12 protein-coding genes, 1 tRNA gene and 4 pseudogenes are annotated in these 16,469 nt (G+C 59.4%); 8 read left to right on the top strand and 9 right to left on the bottom strand.

The genetic code is table 11. The annotated features are described in order from the left end of the window. The first annotated feature begins 166 nt into the window (after positions 1–166). Together PDM28_RS16800 and PDM28_RS16795 are read left to right on the top strand one after the other, a co-directional pair. Positions 167–1,372 carry a HipA domain-containing protein gene (locus PDM28_RS16800; RefSeq protein WP_311182917.1) on the top strand — a complete coding sequence of 402 codons (1,206 nt, stop codon included), beginning with the start codon at positions 167–169 and terminating at the stop codon, positions 1,370–1,372. A gap of 44 nt (positions 1,373–1,416) precedes the next feature. Next, positions 1,417–1,492, top strand: a tRNA-Ile gene (locus tag PDM28_RS16795). A gap of 68 nt (positions 1,493–1,560) precedes the next feature. On the opposite strand, the gene PDM28_RS16790 is transcribed toward PDM28_RS16795, so the two are convergent. From PDM28_RS16790 to PDM28_RS16770, 5 genes are all read right to left on the bottom strand, one after another. After that, on the bottom strand, positions 1,561–2,748 hold the full coding sequence (locus tag PDM28_RS16790) for a site-specific integrase (protein ID WP_311184722.1): 1,188 nt from the start codon (positions 2,746–2,748) through the stop codon (positions 1,561–1,563). 341 nt (positions 2,749–3,089) lie between these two features. Continuing rightward, a complete protein-coding gene (locus PDM28_RS16785) occupies positions 3,090–3,812 on the bottom strand; it encodes a hypothetical protein (protein WP_311182916.1) in 723 nt (240 codons plus the stop codon). A gap of 160 nt (positions 3,813–3,972) precedes the next feature. Beyond that, positions 3,973–4,188, bottom strand: a complete 216-nt coding sequence (locus PDM28_RS16780) for a hypothetical protein (RefSeq protein ID WP_311182915.1) — start codon at positions 4,186–4,188, stop codon at positions 3,973–3,975. 504 nt (positions 4,189–4,692) lie between these two features. Continuing rightward, a complete protein-coding gene (locus tag PDM28_RS16775; RefSeq protein ID WP_311184721.1) occupies positions 4,693–4,908 on the bottom strand; it encodes an ogr/Delta-like zinc finger family protein in 216 nt (71 codons plus the stop codon). Positions 4,909–5,715: 807 nt separating this feature from the next. After that, positions 5,716–6,609 carry an LAPAL motif-containing putative phage structural protein gene (locus PDM28_RS16770; RefSeq protein ID WP_311182914.1) on the bottom strand — a complete coding sequence of 298 codons (894 nt, stop codon included), beginning with the start codon at positions 6,607–6,609 and terminating at the stop codon, positions 5,716–5,718. A gap of 347 nt (positions 6,610–6,956) precedes the next feature. Here PDM28_RS16770 and PDM28_RS16765 point away from each other — a divergent pair. The 3 pseudogenes from PDM28_RS16765 to PDM28_RS16755 form a co-directional block, all read left to right on the top strand. Then, positions 6,957–7,538, top strand: a pseudogene (locus PDM28_RS16765) (phage portal protein); the annotation flags it as partial. Then, positions 7,535–7,777, top strand: a pseudogene (locus PDM28_RS16760) (Com family DNA-binding transcriptional regulator). The pseudogenes PDM28_RS16765 and PDM28_RS16760, both read left to right, overlap by 4 nt. Positions 7,778–7,795: 18 nt before the next feature. Beyond that, positions 7,796–8,047, top strand: a pseudogene (locus PDM28_RS16755) (DNA methyltransferase); the annotation flags it as partial. A 46-nt stretch (positions 8,048–8,093) separates the two neighbouring features. Here PDM28_RS16755 and PDM28_RS16750 read toward each other — a convergent pair. The 3 genes and pseudogenes from PDM28_RS16750 to PDM28_RS16740 all read right to left on the bottom strand — a co-directional run. After that, complete coding sequence (locus PDM28_RS16750) at positions 8,094–10,403, bottom strand: AAA family ATPase (RefSeq protein ID WP_311182913.1); 2,310 nt, start codon at positions 10,401–10,403, stop codon at positions 8,094–8,096. Positions 10,404–11,002: 599 nt separating this feature from the next. Next, on the bottom strand, positions 11,003–11,482 hold the full coding sequence (locus PDM28_RS16745; protein WP_311182912.1) for an SOS response-associated peptidase family protein: 480 nt from the start codon (positions 11,480–11,482) through the stop codon (positions 11,003–11,005). Positions 11,483–11,529: 47 nt separating this feature from the next. Beyond that, positions 11,530–11,766, bottom strand: a pseudogene (locus PDM28_RS16740) (SOS response-associated peptidase family protein); the annotation flags it as partial. Between the two features lie 114 nt (positions 11,767–11,880). On the opposite strand from PDM28_RS16740, the gene PDM28_RS16735 reads away from it, so the two are divergent. After that, positions 11,881–12,348 (top strand): BLUF domain-containing protein, encoded by a 468-nt coding sequence (locus PDM28_RS16735; protein WP_311182911.1) that lies wholly within the window; start codon positions 11,881–11,883, stop codon positions 12,346–12,348. Positions 12,349–12,727: 379 nt separating this feature from the next. On the opposite strand, the gene PDM28_RS16730 is transcribed toward PDM28_RS16735, so the two are convergent. Further along, positions 12,728–14,323 carry an arylsulfatase gene (locus tag PDM28_RS16730; RefSeq protein WP_311182910.1) on the bottom strand — a complete coding sequence of 532 codons (1,596 nt, stop codon included), beginning with the start codon at positions 14,321–14,323 and terminating at the stop codon, positions 12,728–12,730. 707 nt (positions 14,324–15,030) lie between these two features. Between PDM28_RS16730 and PDM28_RS16725 the strand changes: the two genes are divergently transcribed. Both PDM28_RS16725 and PDM28_RS16720 read left to right on the top strand, forming a co-directional pair. Further along, positions 15,031–15,717 (top strand): hypothetical protein, encoded by a 687-nt coding sequence (locus tag PDM28_RS16725; protein ID WP_311182909.1) that lies wholly within the window; start codon positions 15,031–15,033, stop codon positions 15,715–15,717. A gap of 211 nt (positions 15,718–15,928) precedes the next feature. Next, entirely contained in the window at positions 15,929–16,408 is a 480-nt protein-coding gene (locus tag PDM28_RS16720; protein WP_311182908.1) for a Panacea domain-containing protein, read from the top strand. Positions 16,409–16,469: the final 61 nt, after the last annotated feature.

The following is a 16,469-nucleotide window of genomic DNA, read 5'->3' as shown; positions in this document are numbered from 1 at the left end:
TGAGCGCTGAGGGCTGACGCGGACGATCATCGGTAGGGTCGGTTCCCAAACGACCGCCGACCCGGCTGATCGGCCCGGTAACGCATGACCTCCAAACGGAGAGGGCCCTTCCCCGAATGCAACAAATTGCGTTCCAGCCCCGCCGCGCATGTCCCACGCTGCCCACATGGCCGCTACTCCTCCCAACAGACACTTCCCACTCTTTCGCCTGAAAGAAGACGCCACCGTCGAGCGCCTGGGCCATCTCGAATCCTTGCCCGGCGAAGCCTTCAAGGCGCATCTCACCTCCATGCGCCCCAACCTCGCCAGATGCCCGGACGGCGACATCTTTCCGGGTTTGCCCTGGTACCTCAACGACCTCCGGCCCCAAGGCTTCCTGGGCAGACTGCACGCCCAGCGCCACGCTCACCAGCCGGGCGTTGGCCAGCCGGGCGACCACGCCCTACCCACGACCCTGCTAAACCACCTCGCGCTCACCGGAGGAACCGGCATCGGCGACATCCTGCCGGGAGAGCCCGCACTCCACACCGCGCTGACCGCGCTCGAATGCCCGCCCGACCACGTGCACGAGGCGGACCGCAACCGCGCCTACCCGGAGCGCGCCCAGAACCTGGCAATCGGCAAGGGAATCTCTTCAGGGCCAGGCGGCGAGCAACCCAAGTTCACCGCCACCGTCGCAGGTGACGACCAGCGCAGGGCCGTGCTGGTGAAGTTCGCCAAGGCCGGCGACGGCCCGGCCGCCGAACGCTGGGCGGACCTGCTGGTATGCGAGCACCTCGCCCTGCAATGCCTGCGCGACGCCGGCGTGGCGGCCTGCAGCTCCCAGCTCATCCAGAGCCGCGGCTATACGTTCCTGGAGGTGGACCGCTTCGACCGGACCCCCATGGTCCTCGGTCGCAGCGGCTTCGTCTCATTGATGTCGCTATCGGCAGCCTTTGCCCGCGAGACAACCCACGACTGGGGCGCCGCTGGCGAACACCTGCACGAGCTCGGCTGGATCACCGCCGACACAGCCCTTCGCATGGAGCAGCTCCACGCCTTCGGGCGGCTGGTCGGCAACAGCCACATGCACCAGGGCAATCTCGGCTTCCAGCTGCTTGACTGCGGCCCGCTCCCACTGGTGCCGGTGTATGACATGCTACCCAGCTCGTTGGCCCCGTGTCGCAGCGGCGCGCTGCCCGCGCTCGCGCCGATCGCGCCAGTCTTGCCTGCATTTCGAGGCAGCTGCGACCCCCTCCGCTGGGCCGCCCCGCTGGCAATGGACTACTGGAACCGGGTGGCAGCCTCAGGCCTGCTGCGCTCGAAGGCCCTGCGCGCCATGGCCAAGCGGAATGCCTGGCGGGCGGCTGCGATCGTGCAGGCGACGGCATGAGTGGCGAGGCCCCGCTGGCGTCCACTACACTGTGCATCCGCGCAGGGCCTATAGCTCAACGGTTAGAGCAGAGGACTCATAATCCTTTGGTTGAAGGTTCGAATCCTTCTGGGCCCACCAAAGAAAACAAGCACTTAGGTCATTCTGCAAGCGACTGCTTAGAGCTTCCGGAAAAATGGCCGGAAAAACTATCGACGGCGCGGAGGTTTCACGACCGGCAGGTCATGGTCATAGCGACCAGTTGTGACAGGTGACTGATGACCGGCAGCATCTTGTTTATCACCACGGTTGCCCACCGTATCGGTCACGCCCCGGTGCTTCAACCCATGCAAAGAGAAGCGGTCTTCCTTGTCGATCACGCCCTCGCGGAGTGCCAGGGTGATGAATCGCTGCCAGGAACTATCCAACGATGACTTGGCCATCGGATTGCCGCTCTGCTCGACTAGCAGCACACGGTTCTCGGCGCGCAGCGGCACCGGGAAGTTCCGGCCGTCGCGGTTCCAGATGGCGCTGCGGCGCGCGACCAGATCGTCCCAGGCTCTGACCATCTCTTCGTCCCATTCGGTGACTGAATCACGCGAGCCCTTCCTCCGCTGGCCGTGGATACCCTCATGCCGGCGATGTGCATCAGTCAGCGTGCAAACCTCGATCCCGCGCAAACGTGCGCTGTAAGCCAGCACCATGACGGGCGCAAGATAGCTGGGGCAACTGCCCTTGGTGTGCGAAGGAAGAGCGCCGCGCTCACGTGCAAACGCGAGCACCTTTTCGAATGCGCCAGGCGTCGGCATTCGGTGCCGCTTCACCTCCTTGGCCTGCCGCACCCCCACAGCAGGGTTGCGCGCGCACAGCCCACTGCGAACGCCCCACGCTAGAGTGCGTCGAAGGTAGCGATACAGATGATTTGCCTTACTCGGTGTGGCGGGCAGCGCAGGCTGATAGCGATTCGCGTCGCGGCCGATGGCAAACGTTTCCACCAGCCGTTGCACCACTGGCGTGGTGATGCGCTCTACAAGCACGTCGCCCAACGCGCTGCCGTCTTTGCAGGCGTAGGAGGCCAGAGCGACTGCATAACGACGGTAGTCGTCTTGGGTGTCGGTTGAGAGCTCGCGAAACTCCATGGATTCATGGAACCTGTCGAACAGAAAGCGCAAGGTGCCGCGTCGATCTCCCAACAGCTGCGCCTCCACAACGGCATGCAGATCCGACAGCCGAGCACTCTTGTAGGCGACGGTCTTCTTGACCGCACGGCCACCTTCAGCGTGCGGGGTGTAGATGAACCAACGACCGTCGTCCCAGTAAATCCCGCGCGGTAATGCGAGCTGGTCGATGTGTGTCGGAATATCGGGTTTGAACTTGCGCTTCCTGCCCATGCTAATCAACACCTATGATTCTCATAGTTCTAGTGCACATCGCATTGGGTCACCTCGCGGCTGGCAAAAGCGACGTAGATAGTTTGTCACGTGCGAAACGGCGCACCCAGGCGGCGAGGGCGCTGCCCGGCCGAAGCGTAAGCGATGGCGCAGGCTAACGGTCGGACATCCTTCGTGCTAGTCTCGCCACCGGCCCGGTGCTTTACCGCTGCGGGGGTGCAATCGGCAAGCCAAGTTCGCCGGGGCATTGCTCTCTCCTGAGTCTCCGCCAGTGCAAGCCTCGGGTGACGTTGGCGCGTCACCGCCGGGCCAAGCTTCCTGCGCTGATGCTTGGGCGAAATGATCCCTCAGGCCGGATTTTTTGACAGTTCGCGTAGCATCGAACGACGAACAGGGCTGTGAAGCAGCTCGTGTGGGATGTCCTCGACCTTGAGTTCGGAGATGCCAATAGACTCGTAAGTCTGCTGAGCCGTCGGTGAGGAATTCTGGAGAATGAGCGCAGAGAATCTGGAAACGAACGCCATCAACGCTTCTTTGTCACTATGGCGCTCACCTGGCGGCATCGACTCTGCTTGTTCTCTCTGGAACAGCCGGTAGGCGTGCTCAAAGCTTGGCCCGATAGCCATTTGCAGATCTACAAACGCATCCTCCGCTGCCGCTGACAATGCGACACGGCGCTTGCTGAGGGCCGTGGCAGCGAGGTCAGCAGCAGAAACCTCAGAGCTGATCAGCGATGTTTCAAGTTCCTCGCACATAGCCTGATACTCGTCAGCAAGCGAAAGCGAAGATCGCTCCGAAGCTCGAAGATCCTCAAGGTCAGTCGTCAGGACGCCGCCAGACTCGCGCAGCAAGCGGCTCCACCGAATCCGCGCTGTCTCGGCATCAGCGCAAGCAGCGGCCTTCCGCTGGTTCAAGTCGAGCATTCTTTGGCGCATGGAAGTCATAGCAAAAATTGCGCCGCGAGCTGCGTCCGCTGCAGCCTCGTATTCTAGGCGCGAGCGCTCAAACGCAGGGCGCTCTGTGTACTCCGGATCCCGACTGCGGGAAATGACGAGATTCTGGGAAATCATTTTGTGGTACTCCCGTAAGTTAAGCGAATGGCCAGTGCACAGAAGACTGCGCACCTGGGTGGAGTGGAGGTGGAAGTGGCGCCTCAAGGCGCCGCAACTGCCAGCTGAGGTGTGGGCCGGGACGCCTAAGTTGCGATAGGCCCAACGCTAGATGAGTGGGTTAGCCTTTGTGGCGTCGAGAGTCGTGGCGTGGGGCCGCGTCTGCAATCGCACGTGAAATATCTTCATGCACGTAGGCGCCGATGGCCGCAATCGCATCAAACGATATCCCCGTGCGGTCCCCCGTTCCTTCGCCTACGCTGGCGATGAGGGATGCAGCATCGCGGGCTCGTTCAAGTCGGTTGAACGCCTCCTCGGTCAACCAGTAGCCGCTCATTGCACTGCACCAAGCCGGGAGCGCTCAGTAAGCATGAGCTGGATCTCGCTGAGGGTAAGTTCGCCAGGATTGCGACGGACAAGCTGCAGCTGACTGCATAGCCCAACCCAGCTGGAGTGATCCCATTCCAAGGAGTCAGCGATGGCGCCAAAGTAATGCGCGAGGCGGGAGGTGAAAGCAAGGCTAGAAGCTGAAGATTCAGCGGTCATGACAAGATCCCTTCTACGTAGGAATTCGCCCCCGCAAGACCAAGCGAGGTGGCGGCCGGTGCGGGTTGGTCTACCGGGAAGGAATCTAAACCGGCGGGGCCGAAGCCCCCCGCGCACCGTCCGCCATATGACTGGCTGACACGCGCCCATCGCAATACAACGGGCAAAAAGAAAGCGCCGTGTGTTGCAGCATGGGCGCTTGTGCGCTCCTTCAACGAGAGACCAATCCCGGACGCCGAATTTGCGGCGACGAGGCAATGCTGCTCCACAGTCGGGCGACGTGTCAAGTCCACAGTCACGACATTGGTGGCGGATAGGCGGCGCGATTCGCCGCCGCCTGCAGCTTATACGCGGCGCGCTCTGCCGTGCCGCTTAGGGGCAAGCAAACGTCAGCGCTTGGGCAAGCGCTGGGCGAGATGGTGCGGACGATTTCCGTGTAGGCGGAGAAGGTGTGGCCGCAAATCGCATTACGACACTGCAAGACAGACTCTCTTAGTAGCTTGCTATGCATCACGCTGGTACGAACGATGGATGGTGACAGGCAATGGGGACAGCGCATAAACGCCCGGCTAGCTGACATGTTCGAACCTGAATTTGATTTGGAAAAGTGGAATTGATCGTCCGGCCACTCAACGAACATGTTGGCCTTCGACTTAGAGGCTATTATCTCCGCGGGCGATTTACGTTTGGCATCGGTTGTGCAAGTGGAATGTACACCGTCCGCGCTCTCCACCGCTTTTGGCGCAGGGCGGGGGTTTGTTTATGGTGCCGCTCAGTCTGCTCGGCTCGATAAGGAGCACAATCTCGGCGGTCGCTACTTGCGGACCAAGAATGCCTAGGGGACGGGATACGCTTTGTTCGTGTGCACGTCGAGTCACCTTGCCGCTGCATGGCGTCACCGCCGACTGCGTCAGTTTCACCGTGGTTTGGATGACCGGCCAGCTCACCCACGAGGTGAGACCGAGGGCTTGCGAGGATGTCAGACTGGCCGTGCTGAGCAGAGTGGCAAGTGGCCAACCCAATCTTGCGTGCCATTTCTGTGTCTCAGGCATGGCAGTCGGTGCCTGAGATGTTCGGAAAGTCGAATCTCGAAACGATCAGGCTGGAGATGGTCTGGAGCGCTCGGAGTGGAGAGCCTCGTTGGCGCAACGAAGGCAGCTCCACTTCGAATGGGACTAGGTGTTCGTAAAGAGCCTGGCCAAGAAGGATAGCGTCGTGCTCATGCACCAAATCAGAAGGCAGCAAAGCGCGCCGAGGACCACCGCGAGGACTGTGACTGCAAACAGGTATGTCAAGTAGTGGATTCCTTTGCTAATGACTACGCGGATGTCTCGAACGACCCTTGTACCTCTCGGGGGATGTGATTCTGCACCTCGACAACCTCATACTTTGTATTCACATGGATCCCGCTTTCGGGATCGGTTTTTCGATAGATCTTTAGGACCACTCTCAACATATCGCCGGGCGCTATGGTGATGTCGTGGGCGGAGAAGGCTTCGTAGAACGCGTGATCCAAGACAGGAGCTGAGATCTTTACGCCTCGCCAGTAGAACTCCCATTTCCTGCGGCCTCGCGACATGATGGCGCGGGAGATCTCAAGCACTGCATCTTCATAAATCGCGTTTGCGTCGTCAGCCTCATACCGGGATGCAATCAGGACGAACTGCTCGCGCGGGACTGAGGGCAGTCCAGGCCACTCGCCGGGAGGCGTAATTTTAAGGCCAGTAACCGCAGGATCTTTGAGCGCACCGTTGAACACCTGGCTCATAGATGACTGGAATCGCTCCGATCTTTCAACTTCCTTCTTTGCGTCATAGACTTCGCGCGGAACAATTATGATCCTTTCGCCCGAACGAATCTCAACGGATTCATCGTTGATGATGATGATTGGCTCTTTGTCCGCGCCCAGAGTCTGGTCATAGATCCATGTTGCGATGATGCCGTAGATGATTGCCTTCGATAATTCATGGGAGAATATGTTCCCCGCCTTCTTGACGACAGCTTTGAGCGTGGCGCGAAAGCTTCCATCTTCAAGTCGCTCAACCACCACCTCTACTGCATAGCCGGGGTTGACGATGGAGTTAGCCTCCTTAATTGCATTTGCCAGCCCGACGAGCGACGACGCTAACGCGTATGCATTGATCTGAAGAAGCGCGGTATCAAAGTGCAGTACTAAGCGATTCGTATCATGCGGAATCTGAATGACGTCCATGACAAGATATCCCCTGATGTTGGCTGGTATCGATGACGGCCGTATCGATGAGGCTGGGCATCCACTCCCGTAGCCTTCGCACAAGCAGCATCTGTGGGTGGATATTAGTACGGGTTCCCTGTTGGCAACAACGGCGCGTAGCAGTCCTTGCCGGCGCAGGAGGAGACTCCGGTGTGGTCGCCCTGCTTGGGCTAGGGCTGGCGCGGCGAGACCCAGCTTAGTGGTGCCAAGTTAATAGAGTGCGCGGCTGAAGCCAGTTCCGGCCTTGGGCAGCTCCAGCGAACTGGCCGAGTTTCGTCTCACAGCCATCCGTTCATATCGCCCCTCCGCTGGCTGGATCTAGCATGGAGGACGAGTTCCCGGCCGGCCATGTGTACCAAGTGCGGGAATCGGATGCCGACCAAGCGGTGTACGACCTGCCTGAGTGGATGCCGGCCGTTCAGTCCGCGCTGCTCAACGAGTCGGCCACGCTGTTCCGCCGCAAGTAATACAACAACGGCTCCCATGCCGGCTTCGTACTGTGCCTGACCGACTCCCAGGCCGAATCGTCCTACGTAACCGGCCTGCGCGAGGCGCTCAGGGCGGCGCGTGGCCCGGGCAACTTCCGGAACCTGTTCGTGCACTCGCCCAACGGTAAGAAGGACGGCCTGCAGATCATCCCCGTGAGCGAAGTCGCGGCCAGGGATGAGTTCGCGAACATCAAGGGCGTGACGCGCGATGACACGCTGGCCGCGCTGCGCGTGCCGCCACAGCTGCTCGGCATCGTGCCGCAGAATAACGGCGGCTTCGGCTCGATCCGCGACGCGGCAACGATCTGGGCTGCAATGGAACTGGGACCGTTGCAGACGCGCATCAGGGCGATCAACGACTGGCTAGGCCAAGAGGTGATCAGCTTCGCTCCCTTTGAACTTGCACCGGCGGTGGCATGAAGAACCTGCGTTGTGGCGACTGCGCCAAGCTGCTGGCCAAGGCCGGCGGTGTCTATGAAATCCAGATCAAGTGACCCCGCTGTGGGGTGCTGAACCACATGAAGGCCGAGAGCCTTCCCTCGGATCGCCGCGAGCGAACCCAAGAAGGCTCTACCCATGAAGAACAAATTGATCCACGGCGATGCCCTGACCGTCCTGCCAACCCTGCCGGCCGGCAGCTTCGACGCCCTCATCACTGACCCGCCTTACGCCTGTGGCGGCACGCATGCATACTGCCTGGGGTCATCCGGGAGGCGGTACGCAAAGCGGACAAACATCACATGACTGGAAAGCCCACGGATCTCATGCGCCAGCTGGTGCGGATTTGCGAGCAAGGCGGCCGCATTCTCGATCCGTTCGCTGGCTCCGGTACGACGCTCGTAGCCGCGGATGCTGAAGGCTATGGTCGGACGGGGATCGAGATGACGACCCATTACCATACGGTAGCTATGTCACGACTGGAGCGCTGATCACGTTGGGCCGAGGAAGCCGCCCCGAGCGGGGCGGCCTTTCCGTTTATCCGTAGACAACCCTGACGGCTCGCTCTGAGTACGCAGCGAGTTCACCCTCTTCGATTTGGGAAAGATCCGGGGCCGGCTCTCCCTCCACGTGCATGAAGGGAATAGTGTAATCGTTCAGAGCCTGTAGCTCTTCGAGTTTGTCCCCCAAAGCGTGCAGTGGATCTCCCGTTCCGGCGTCCCGGATCAACTTTAGGACGTCCCCAAGGTTCCTGTTTCTCGGAACGTTCAAAGGGAAACGTCGGTGGATGTAGCCTTCGATCAAAGGCCTCAACGACTTTGCCACCAGTTCTTTGCCGGCGCCGTTGTCCGCTCCTAGGGCAAAGTTAAGGACGTCGGTCAGGTTTCTTTGATACGGACTCCTGCATTCGTCAGCGATATCAAGAGCTTCGAAAGATGACAGGTTACCTGCGATTCTGGATATCTTGGCGTAGGCGCGGCGAGGTCTATGCGCTTTAGGCATCTTTTCCAGACCATCGTCGAAATCCCGCAAGAACCAGATGTCATGAGCTATTAGGATCAACTGCCGGCACGCCAGCGCAAGCCGCTTCAGTACTCTGAGTGTGGTGGCCCGGCGATGACGGTCGAGGCTGCACATTGGATCGTCTATCACTACCGTGCGTTCCGCAAGGCCAGCGTTGCTAAGCACTCTCGCCATGAAGAATGCGAATGCTAGAGCTCGCTTGTCCCCTTCGCTAAGTGAGTTGCCGAAGTTGGGCCCTTGATCGTTGGTCAGGAGAATCGGAGCGCCGCGAACTTCCAGACCATAGTCGGTTCGCGGTCGATTCTGCGCTCCGCGAAAGCTGATTCCAAGGTTCCGAACTCGAATTTGAGCGCCGAAGTCGTGCAGAAGTTGATTGATTCGCTCCCCATACTGATCAAGCGTTTGGGTCATCAACGTATCTAGTTTTACGCGAGCAGCATCTTTTTCTGCCGTCAAACGCGCCTTCTCTGCCACGGCCTTTTCGAGTGCAACCAGTTGTGCTATGCCAGCCGGACTGTGCCTGACCTTAGTTGCGGACAGTGTTGTGATTGAAGAGCGAATCTGATCGACGTTCGAGTTCTCTAGGCCTGCCTTGTAGGCCGCAATGGCCTCCCTATTGCACTTGATTTGAGCGTTCGTGGCATCGACTATCGCGAGAAGCTCTGCCCAGAGAGCGCGAGCGTTAGCCTCGTGCTCCAGCGATCCGAAGGCCTCTAGCGGGGCATGTGACTTCGCTGTGGCTAGAGGAACAAGGAGGTCGTGAAGTGACTTGTACTTCTCCCTAAGCATGTTTGAATCAAGCGTAGTAGGACGTATGTCAAGGTGCTCACGCCACTGTTCCTGTTGCGCTTGGCTTACCTGAAATTCGCGCTCTAGGCGGTCGATCTGATTCGCATCCGTTCGAGTTTGAACGCCGCGCACAAGATCCGCTGCCTGGGACTTCAGTGTCCGATACTCTTCATTGAAATGGGCGCGATACGCGGCGATCAGCTTTGAGCCGGCTATGTTGCTCTCGCAGAACGGACAAGCGTCTCCATTTACGAAGTCCAGGCCAGAACTGATCCAAGCCTCAAATCCATGGCGTGCGTTTCCCGCGATATGTTCTTTGACCCTTGCTTCTGCTTCCGCCTCAACGATGGGCAGGTTCTTGCGGAGAATCAGAAACAGGTTCTCGATGTTGAAGGTGGGTGCGAGAAGATCCGCGCCGACCGGTCGTGCGCGAACGGCACCAATCGCTAAGGCGGCCTGAAGAGTGCGTTGCGCTTCCTGCAGCCGAGCATCGACGTCGGGGACGTTTGGTAGCTCGCGATATGCGTTCAGGGGGATCGAGCCCCGCGCCGTGTCAATAACCGCTGTCGCGGTTCGTAGTTCACCATTCGCCAGGCGCAGGGGCTCGGTGTAGCTGTCATGTTGCACCCTGGTTGCTACCGCATCCTCGCCAAGTGAGAAGTCGAGGAGGCTCGCGCGTTGATCGGAGGATATCTCCTGGCCGGCGTACACATTCCTAGCCACAAACTCCGCGTCGAAGACGACTAAACCCGGTATGGGTCGATCCCACGCGCCGGCGTCCAGCGTCGCCTGGGACACATCAGCGGCACCTGTCTTAAAGGAGAGCACCGCTCGCTGTGCGGTTTCCTGCCCTAGCGTGATCCGAGCCCGAAGGAGCTCGCCGTTGTTCTCCGCACATGATCGAAGAACGGCGGCCAAGGTGGACTTCCCTCTGCCGTTCTCCCCGAACACGAGCGTCACCCGTTCGAAGTCTGTACTTGGGCCTGCGGCCGCGAACAGACCGGTGCCCTCAATGCGATCAATCTTGGTCAGCATGTGATCCCCCTTGCCGCACCTATACACGCACGCGGACCAGGGGCCAATAGGGGAAGTCCTCCCCACCTTGTAGGACAAGTCTGACGCAGAGCACGCGTCTCTCACCTCGGCGCGCGCACTCGTCTCCCCGCCACGCCTGCGGTCTTCGGCCCCCCCTTTTTCTGCACCACTGCGGTACCGCCTCCGGGCCCACCCCTGCTGCGGCCGCCGGCTCTCCGGCCGGAGGTTGCCACCCTGCAGAACCCTGCACGGCGTACGGGTCGGCAAAGGGCGCTAGGGCGCTTCCTAAGCCCGGTCGCATGCCGGAAATTTTTTGGAGTCCCACCGGAAACAGGTAACGGGGTAATCCGGGCGCTGAAAAGCGACGGAAAGCCTAGTGCTGCAAGGGAGATAGGAGGTTACCTCTGCCGGTAATTTGAGGTAACGCGGCACAGGGCGCGAAGTAATGTCATTGATTTATAAGGAAATTTTTTAGGAACCAGATTACCTCGCTGAAAGGTAATCTGATTACCTATGCGTTACCCTAAAATTACCTTCAATAGATTGACGTAACTATATGATCCTATTGAACAATTTGAAGGTTAGGCGGGGCTGGTTACCTAAGTTACCTGTTTCCGGTGGCCATCCAAAAAATTACCTATTGAGCGGCAAACTGGCACCCCGCCATAGCGTCCCTTCTTACCTCCACTCGCCGGCGCCCCAATCGACCGGCTGCAGCAGCTGCTCGGCATTGTTACGTGGGTGTTGCCCGAACGGCTGACCCGATAGGCCTTCATTGCCGGCGGCTCGCTGGCCAGCAGCATCGCCATGGCGTCGCTGGTGTCAGCCCGCATCCATGAGTAGGCCTGGCCAGGTTGAAGCCACACAGGCATCCGCGCGTGGATGTCTGCCGGCACCCCGCTGCTGTCGCCTGTGATGACGGTGAAGGTGCCCAGGTTGTTACGCCCGAGCAGAGCGCTCGCGTCTTCCCAGAGCCCCGCCGCCCACAGCGTCTGGTCGGCATGGGTAAACCATGGGTCCTTCTTCTGGTCGACCGGACTGACCGACCAACCGTAGTAGCCGCCGTGGATATCAGGCAACGGCGCGCTTTGAAGGCGCTGCGGAACGCCGGCTTCCTGGCCACGGTTTCAATGCGGGCGTTTATGGTCGAGCCATGCAGGCTCTTCGTCTTGGCCCAGAAGGGCAAGAGGTCCCAGGCCAGGCGCTGCACCTGCAGGCCGTCGCCGCGATCTAGCACTGCCGAGGCGCGCTGGGTGAGTGCGAGGGCGTAGCTCGCCGGCATCGAAGACTGGTTACCCACCAGTTTGGGGAAGTCCAGACTGGCCGCGTGGCGGATCTGCGTTTGGACAAATCGGCCGCACATGGCCGGAACATACGGTACCGTTTATCCGAAACACGTCGCGCGGTCTACACGCAGCCACAGGATGGGTGTAGGGTCGCGCCTATCGGGGGGGCAATAACCTAGGAGGAAGGCACGATGCCTCTACGCGCACTTGCGTACTGCAGCCAGGCTTTACCCGGGCTGACCTTGGACCAGATTGATGACCTTGCCAAAGATGCAGCTGCTCATAACGCAATCGCGGGCGTTACAGGGGTATTGCTCACGGACGGGAAGAGGTTTCTTCAGTACATTGAGGGACCAGAGGAAGGGGTCTCCCTGGCCTATTCCCGGATCATCAACGCGACCAGCCATCTGGGCATCGTAGAGCTAGGCCGCACCGAAGGTGGCCAGAGGCGTTTCCCCTACTGGTCCATGCGCTGGTTGCCGGTCGAAACCGAAGATCTCCGTATCGCAGAGTTGAGCGACTGGCGGGGCCTGCGCAGCAGCGACGAAGTGACTATTGACCAGGTTACAACCGGGGTTGAGCGCGTCGCCAGACTGGTGAATCCCTATGTCGGGGTGGTGCCACTCGACACTGGACCGAGGAGTGGCCCACTGCCGTGAGCTCATTATCTGACGTGTCGCTTTCACATGATCGGAAAGACATTTCGCCGCAACGTCGGAAGAGACATCCAAGTACGGTTGCTATGTGGATATGAAGGACGTCTGGCGGATTCGCAGGCACACTTTTGCCGTAATAGATTGGCCTAGGTGTGGCCAGCGGATCCGCCGGCGCCGTTCAAACGTCCACGTCGCGTCGCCTGACACCCCAATCCGCAGGATTGCGCGGCATGCGCCCCCGGGACTTTTATTGGCGTTTCGTTCCCTCTGGTCCCGACGAGAAGGACGCCGCCGCCATGCGCGACGGTGCCCAGGTTTTGAAGCTGTCGCATCGGATCAATGATGATCGGCCCGGCGCTATTCGCGCCGGGCTCCCTTACGTTCAGTTGCTGCTGCCAGCTGGGTTCTCCATCTTGCGCTGTGCCTCCTCCAGCGCCTTCTTCATACTGAGGGTATCGGCGCCTTGGGAAGGCGGAAAATCCATCAGCGTCTTCAGGTGTGCGGCGATGAACGGGCCGGCAGCCGTTGGGGCCCACAGCTTCGAGGCGAAGAACTTACGGCCGATGTAACCCCACTCCTCGGATTGCGGGTCCATCTTCTCCATGGGATCCATCTTTAGATTGAAGATATACGGCACCGATGGGTAATACTTCTGGTCCCACCAGCTCCCGCCTCGCTTCACGCCGATGTGCATCTTCCAGTTATCCACGCGGACCGCCATGAGGTCGGTTTCGTCGTAGTAGTAGATCTCTCGGCGCGCAGAGGTGGGTGAATCACCGGTCCAGTGATCAAGGTTGTTGTAGCCATCCAAATGCACCTTGAACTTGGTGTCGCCGAGAGTGTGGCCCTTCATCAGCTTTTCCTTCAGGTCCGGCAGGCCGGCCGCCGCCGCCAGCGTGGCGAAGACGTCTTCATGATTCTGCACACCGTTGGAAACGGAGCCAGCTTTGATGCGAGCGGGCCACCTCACCAAATGCGGAACCCTCACTCCGCCTTCCCAGGTAGTTCCTTTCTCACCTCGGAAAGGTGCGTAGCCACCATCAGGCCATAGCATCATCTCGTTACCGTTGTCGGTGCTGTAGACCACGATCGTGTTGTCTTCGATCCCCAGCTCTTTCAACTTGTCCAGGAGTTGCCCTACCTGCTGGTCGTGCTCCAGCATCTTTGCGCGAACCACATCTTCCTCGGCCCGTCCCTCATCCACTGCCTTCTGGATCCATTTCTTCGGGCTGTGCGAATGAATGTGGATGGCGGTGGTATTGAACCAGCAGAAGAAAGGCTTGTCGCTCTTGCCCACCCGGTCCAACCACTCCAGAGTCTTATCGGTTACTTCCTGATCAAAGGTTTCCATGCGCTTGCGCGTCAGCGGACCGGTGTCTTCGATCTTCTGTTTACCTACGCGCCCAAACTTCGGGTCCGTGCTGGCATCATCCTTGTCGCTTGCGCGAGCGTGCAGTACACCTCGCGGTCCAAAGGTCTTCTTGTACTCAGGATTCTTCTGGCCAGGGTAGTCCAGCTCTTCCGGCTCTTCTTCGGCGTTGAGGTGATAGAGGTTGCCGAACCATTCGTCGAACCCGTGCACAGTTGGCAGAAACTCATTGCGGTCGCCCAGATGGTTCTTGCCGAACTGCGCCGTGGCGTACCCAACGGATTTCAAAACCTCAGCCAGCGTGGGATCACTCTTCTGGATGCCTCGAGTGGAGCCCGGGATGCCAATGGTGGTCATGCCCGTCCGAATAGGCATCTGCCCCATGATGAAAGCGGCGCGCCCTGCGGTGCAGCTGGGTTGACCGTAGTGATCGGTAAACAGCATGCCCTCCTTGGCGATACTGTCAATATTCGGAGTGTGACCCATCATGCCGTGAGTGTACGCACCTACGTTCCAGTAACCAATATCGTCACCCCATATCACAAGGATGTTCGGTTTCTGATCATCTGGCGCAACAGAGCTTGTGTCTTTCTTTGTCTTGGTAGCCATACGCACTCCGAGTGGACGTTATGAGCTGCGAGCAACGCATACCCTTCACCGGGATGTTCGCCGGATGACCTTCTCCTGTCCTCAGTGCATATTCGGGAATGGCGTCAGTATTTTTACGTAGTTCATTCGAGCAACTCAGCCTTGGCCATCGGCTCGCTGCACCGGCGGTCAGCGGGGCATCGTTAAGCCACCGGAGCCTGAGCCCTATGCGATGGCTACCACAGTCTGAACTTGGCGGCCGTGCTCTAGTTGACACAGCCATGTCAGCCGAAGGGCAAGACCCAATCTTCAAGGGCGATGCGGTGGCGGCGGAGACGTGGATCGCCAAGGGCGACTGTGGAGGGCTGCTCTATTCCAAAGTACCCGCTCTTGGCCGAAAGCGGTCGCGGGCCCAATGAGGGTCGTGTCGCGACGACCAAGCCCAAGAGGCTCGCGATCCAGGCGGCCAGGTTGGCAGGTCTTGTTCTCGACGTGGCCTTACAATTTCTTCCGGAAAAATGAGCCGGCTTGCATTGGCGGGTCAATGGTTCCACGGTGCCACGCCGGAAAAATGCGAGCACGTATGTCATTGATTGACAACGTTTTGGCGCGGGCCTCATAATCCTTTGGTTCCAGGTTCGAATCCTGGTGGGCCCACCAAGGCACAGGCTGACGTGTCCTGGCTCATGCCGGCGTGAATTGCTACCAGCCGGAGACTTGGATTGTCCATGAAGCTGTTGAATCGGCTGTTCCGTCGACGCCCCTCGGAAGAACAAGGCACGACTCCTGCAGTGGCACCATGCCCGCTCCACTCCTCGGAGCAGCCAGGCGTGGCCACACAGATGAACCCGCACTCAGCTGATCTGTTGGTAACTGTAGCCGAGCCATCCTGTAGTGACCGCGTGCGGTGGGTGGCAGAGGTTGTGGGCTTCGATGAAACTGCGTTTCGCTCGCGTGCCGCGTCCTCTGCACGGCATCTGGGCGCAGCGCGGATCGAAGAGCTGGCGGGCGAATTCAATGCCGAACACACGCCCCCAGCTGAGCTGATGTCGAGGTTTTCTCGACTGGGCGCTTGGATGGCCGCCCGACAGTTCGCGATCTTCGAAATCTACTACCACATCGGTGCGCCTGCGATTCCCATTCTGCGACGCGTCGCTTTCGGTCAATACGACTGGACGCAAGGCAACGCCATCGAGGTTCTCTGCAGACTTGCAGCTGACGGAGTTGAGCGGCCCGCGATCGTTGGAGAATTGATCGTGAACTTGCCCGAGATCCGAGATGAGGCAATTCAGTACGCGCTGGCACCATTGCTCTACCTGCAGAAATCTAACGTCGCTCTGCGCGAAGTCATTTCCGAGCTGCGCCAAGTCGAACGCTTCAATGAATGGTATGAGGAGATAGCAGAGCACTCATAGTGCCTTGGCTTCAGGTTCGGATCCTGGTGGGCCCACCACATCGACGACCAGGTCGATGACGACCCTGCCGCGAACCGCATCGGCCAGGCAGTCAACTGAGCCTCCAGTGGTCACGAAGTGTCGCTTTGGACTCTGGGCTGCGAGAGCAAGCCGTGGTGCCATAGCAGATTCGTCGCCTTCCCAGGAGAGGCTCCCACTGAGGAGCCAAGAGATGTCATACGAAGCCGAAACCATTGCGAACGTGTTCCTTCGGTTTGCCAGGGAGGATGGACGCGGCGTAAGCCACATGAAGATCCAGAAGCTCTTGTACTTCGCGCAAGGTCACGCCATGTCGCTGCTTGATGCAGAACTGATCAGCGACAACTGCCAGGCTTGGGATTATGGTCCGGTGTACCCCAACGTTTACCGGCATCTGAAGAAGTACGGTGCGAGTGCGGTGAGGTCAGAGATCGTGGATGAAGCGGATGCAGAACGGTTCGATCCGGCTCAGGCCACGGCTGTAAAGCCATTCCTGCGTGTTGTATGGAACAAGTATGGCGAGCTCGACGCGCTGAGACTGTCTGAGCTGTCTCATGTGACTAAAGGGCCGTGGGCGAGGACGCGTCGCGCGAATAATGCGAATTACCGCGCGGTGATCGAGAAGACGCTTATTCAAGAGTACTTCAATGGCCTATCGAGTCGGGTGGAGTGAATTGCATTTCAGATAGACTCGTCCCGCCGCCAAGTAGCTGAACCGTGCCGTGCGCGATTGG

This window comes from Stenotrophomonas aracearum, assembly GCF_031834615.1.
GTDB lineage: Bacteria > Pseudomonadota > Gammaproteobacteria > Xanthomonadales > Xanthomonadaceae > Stenotrophomonas > Stenotrophomonas aracearum.
This window is presented reverse-complemented; position numbering and strand designations above follow the sequence as displayed.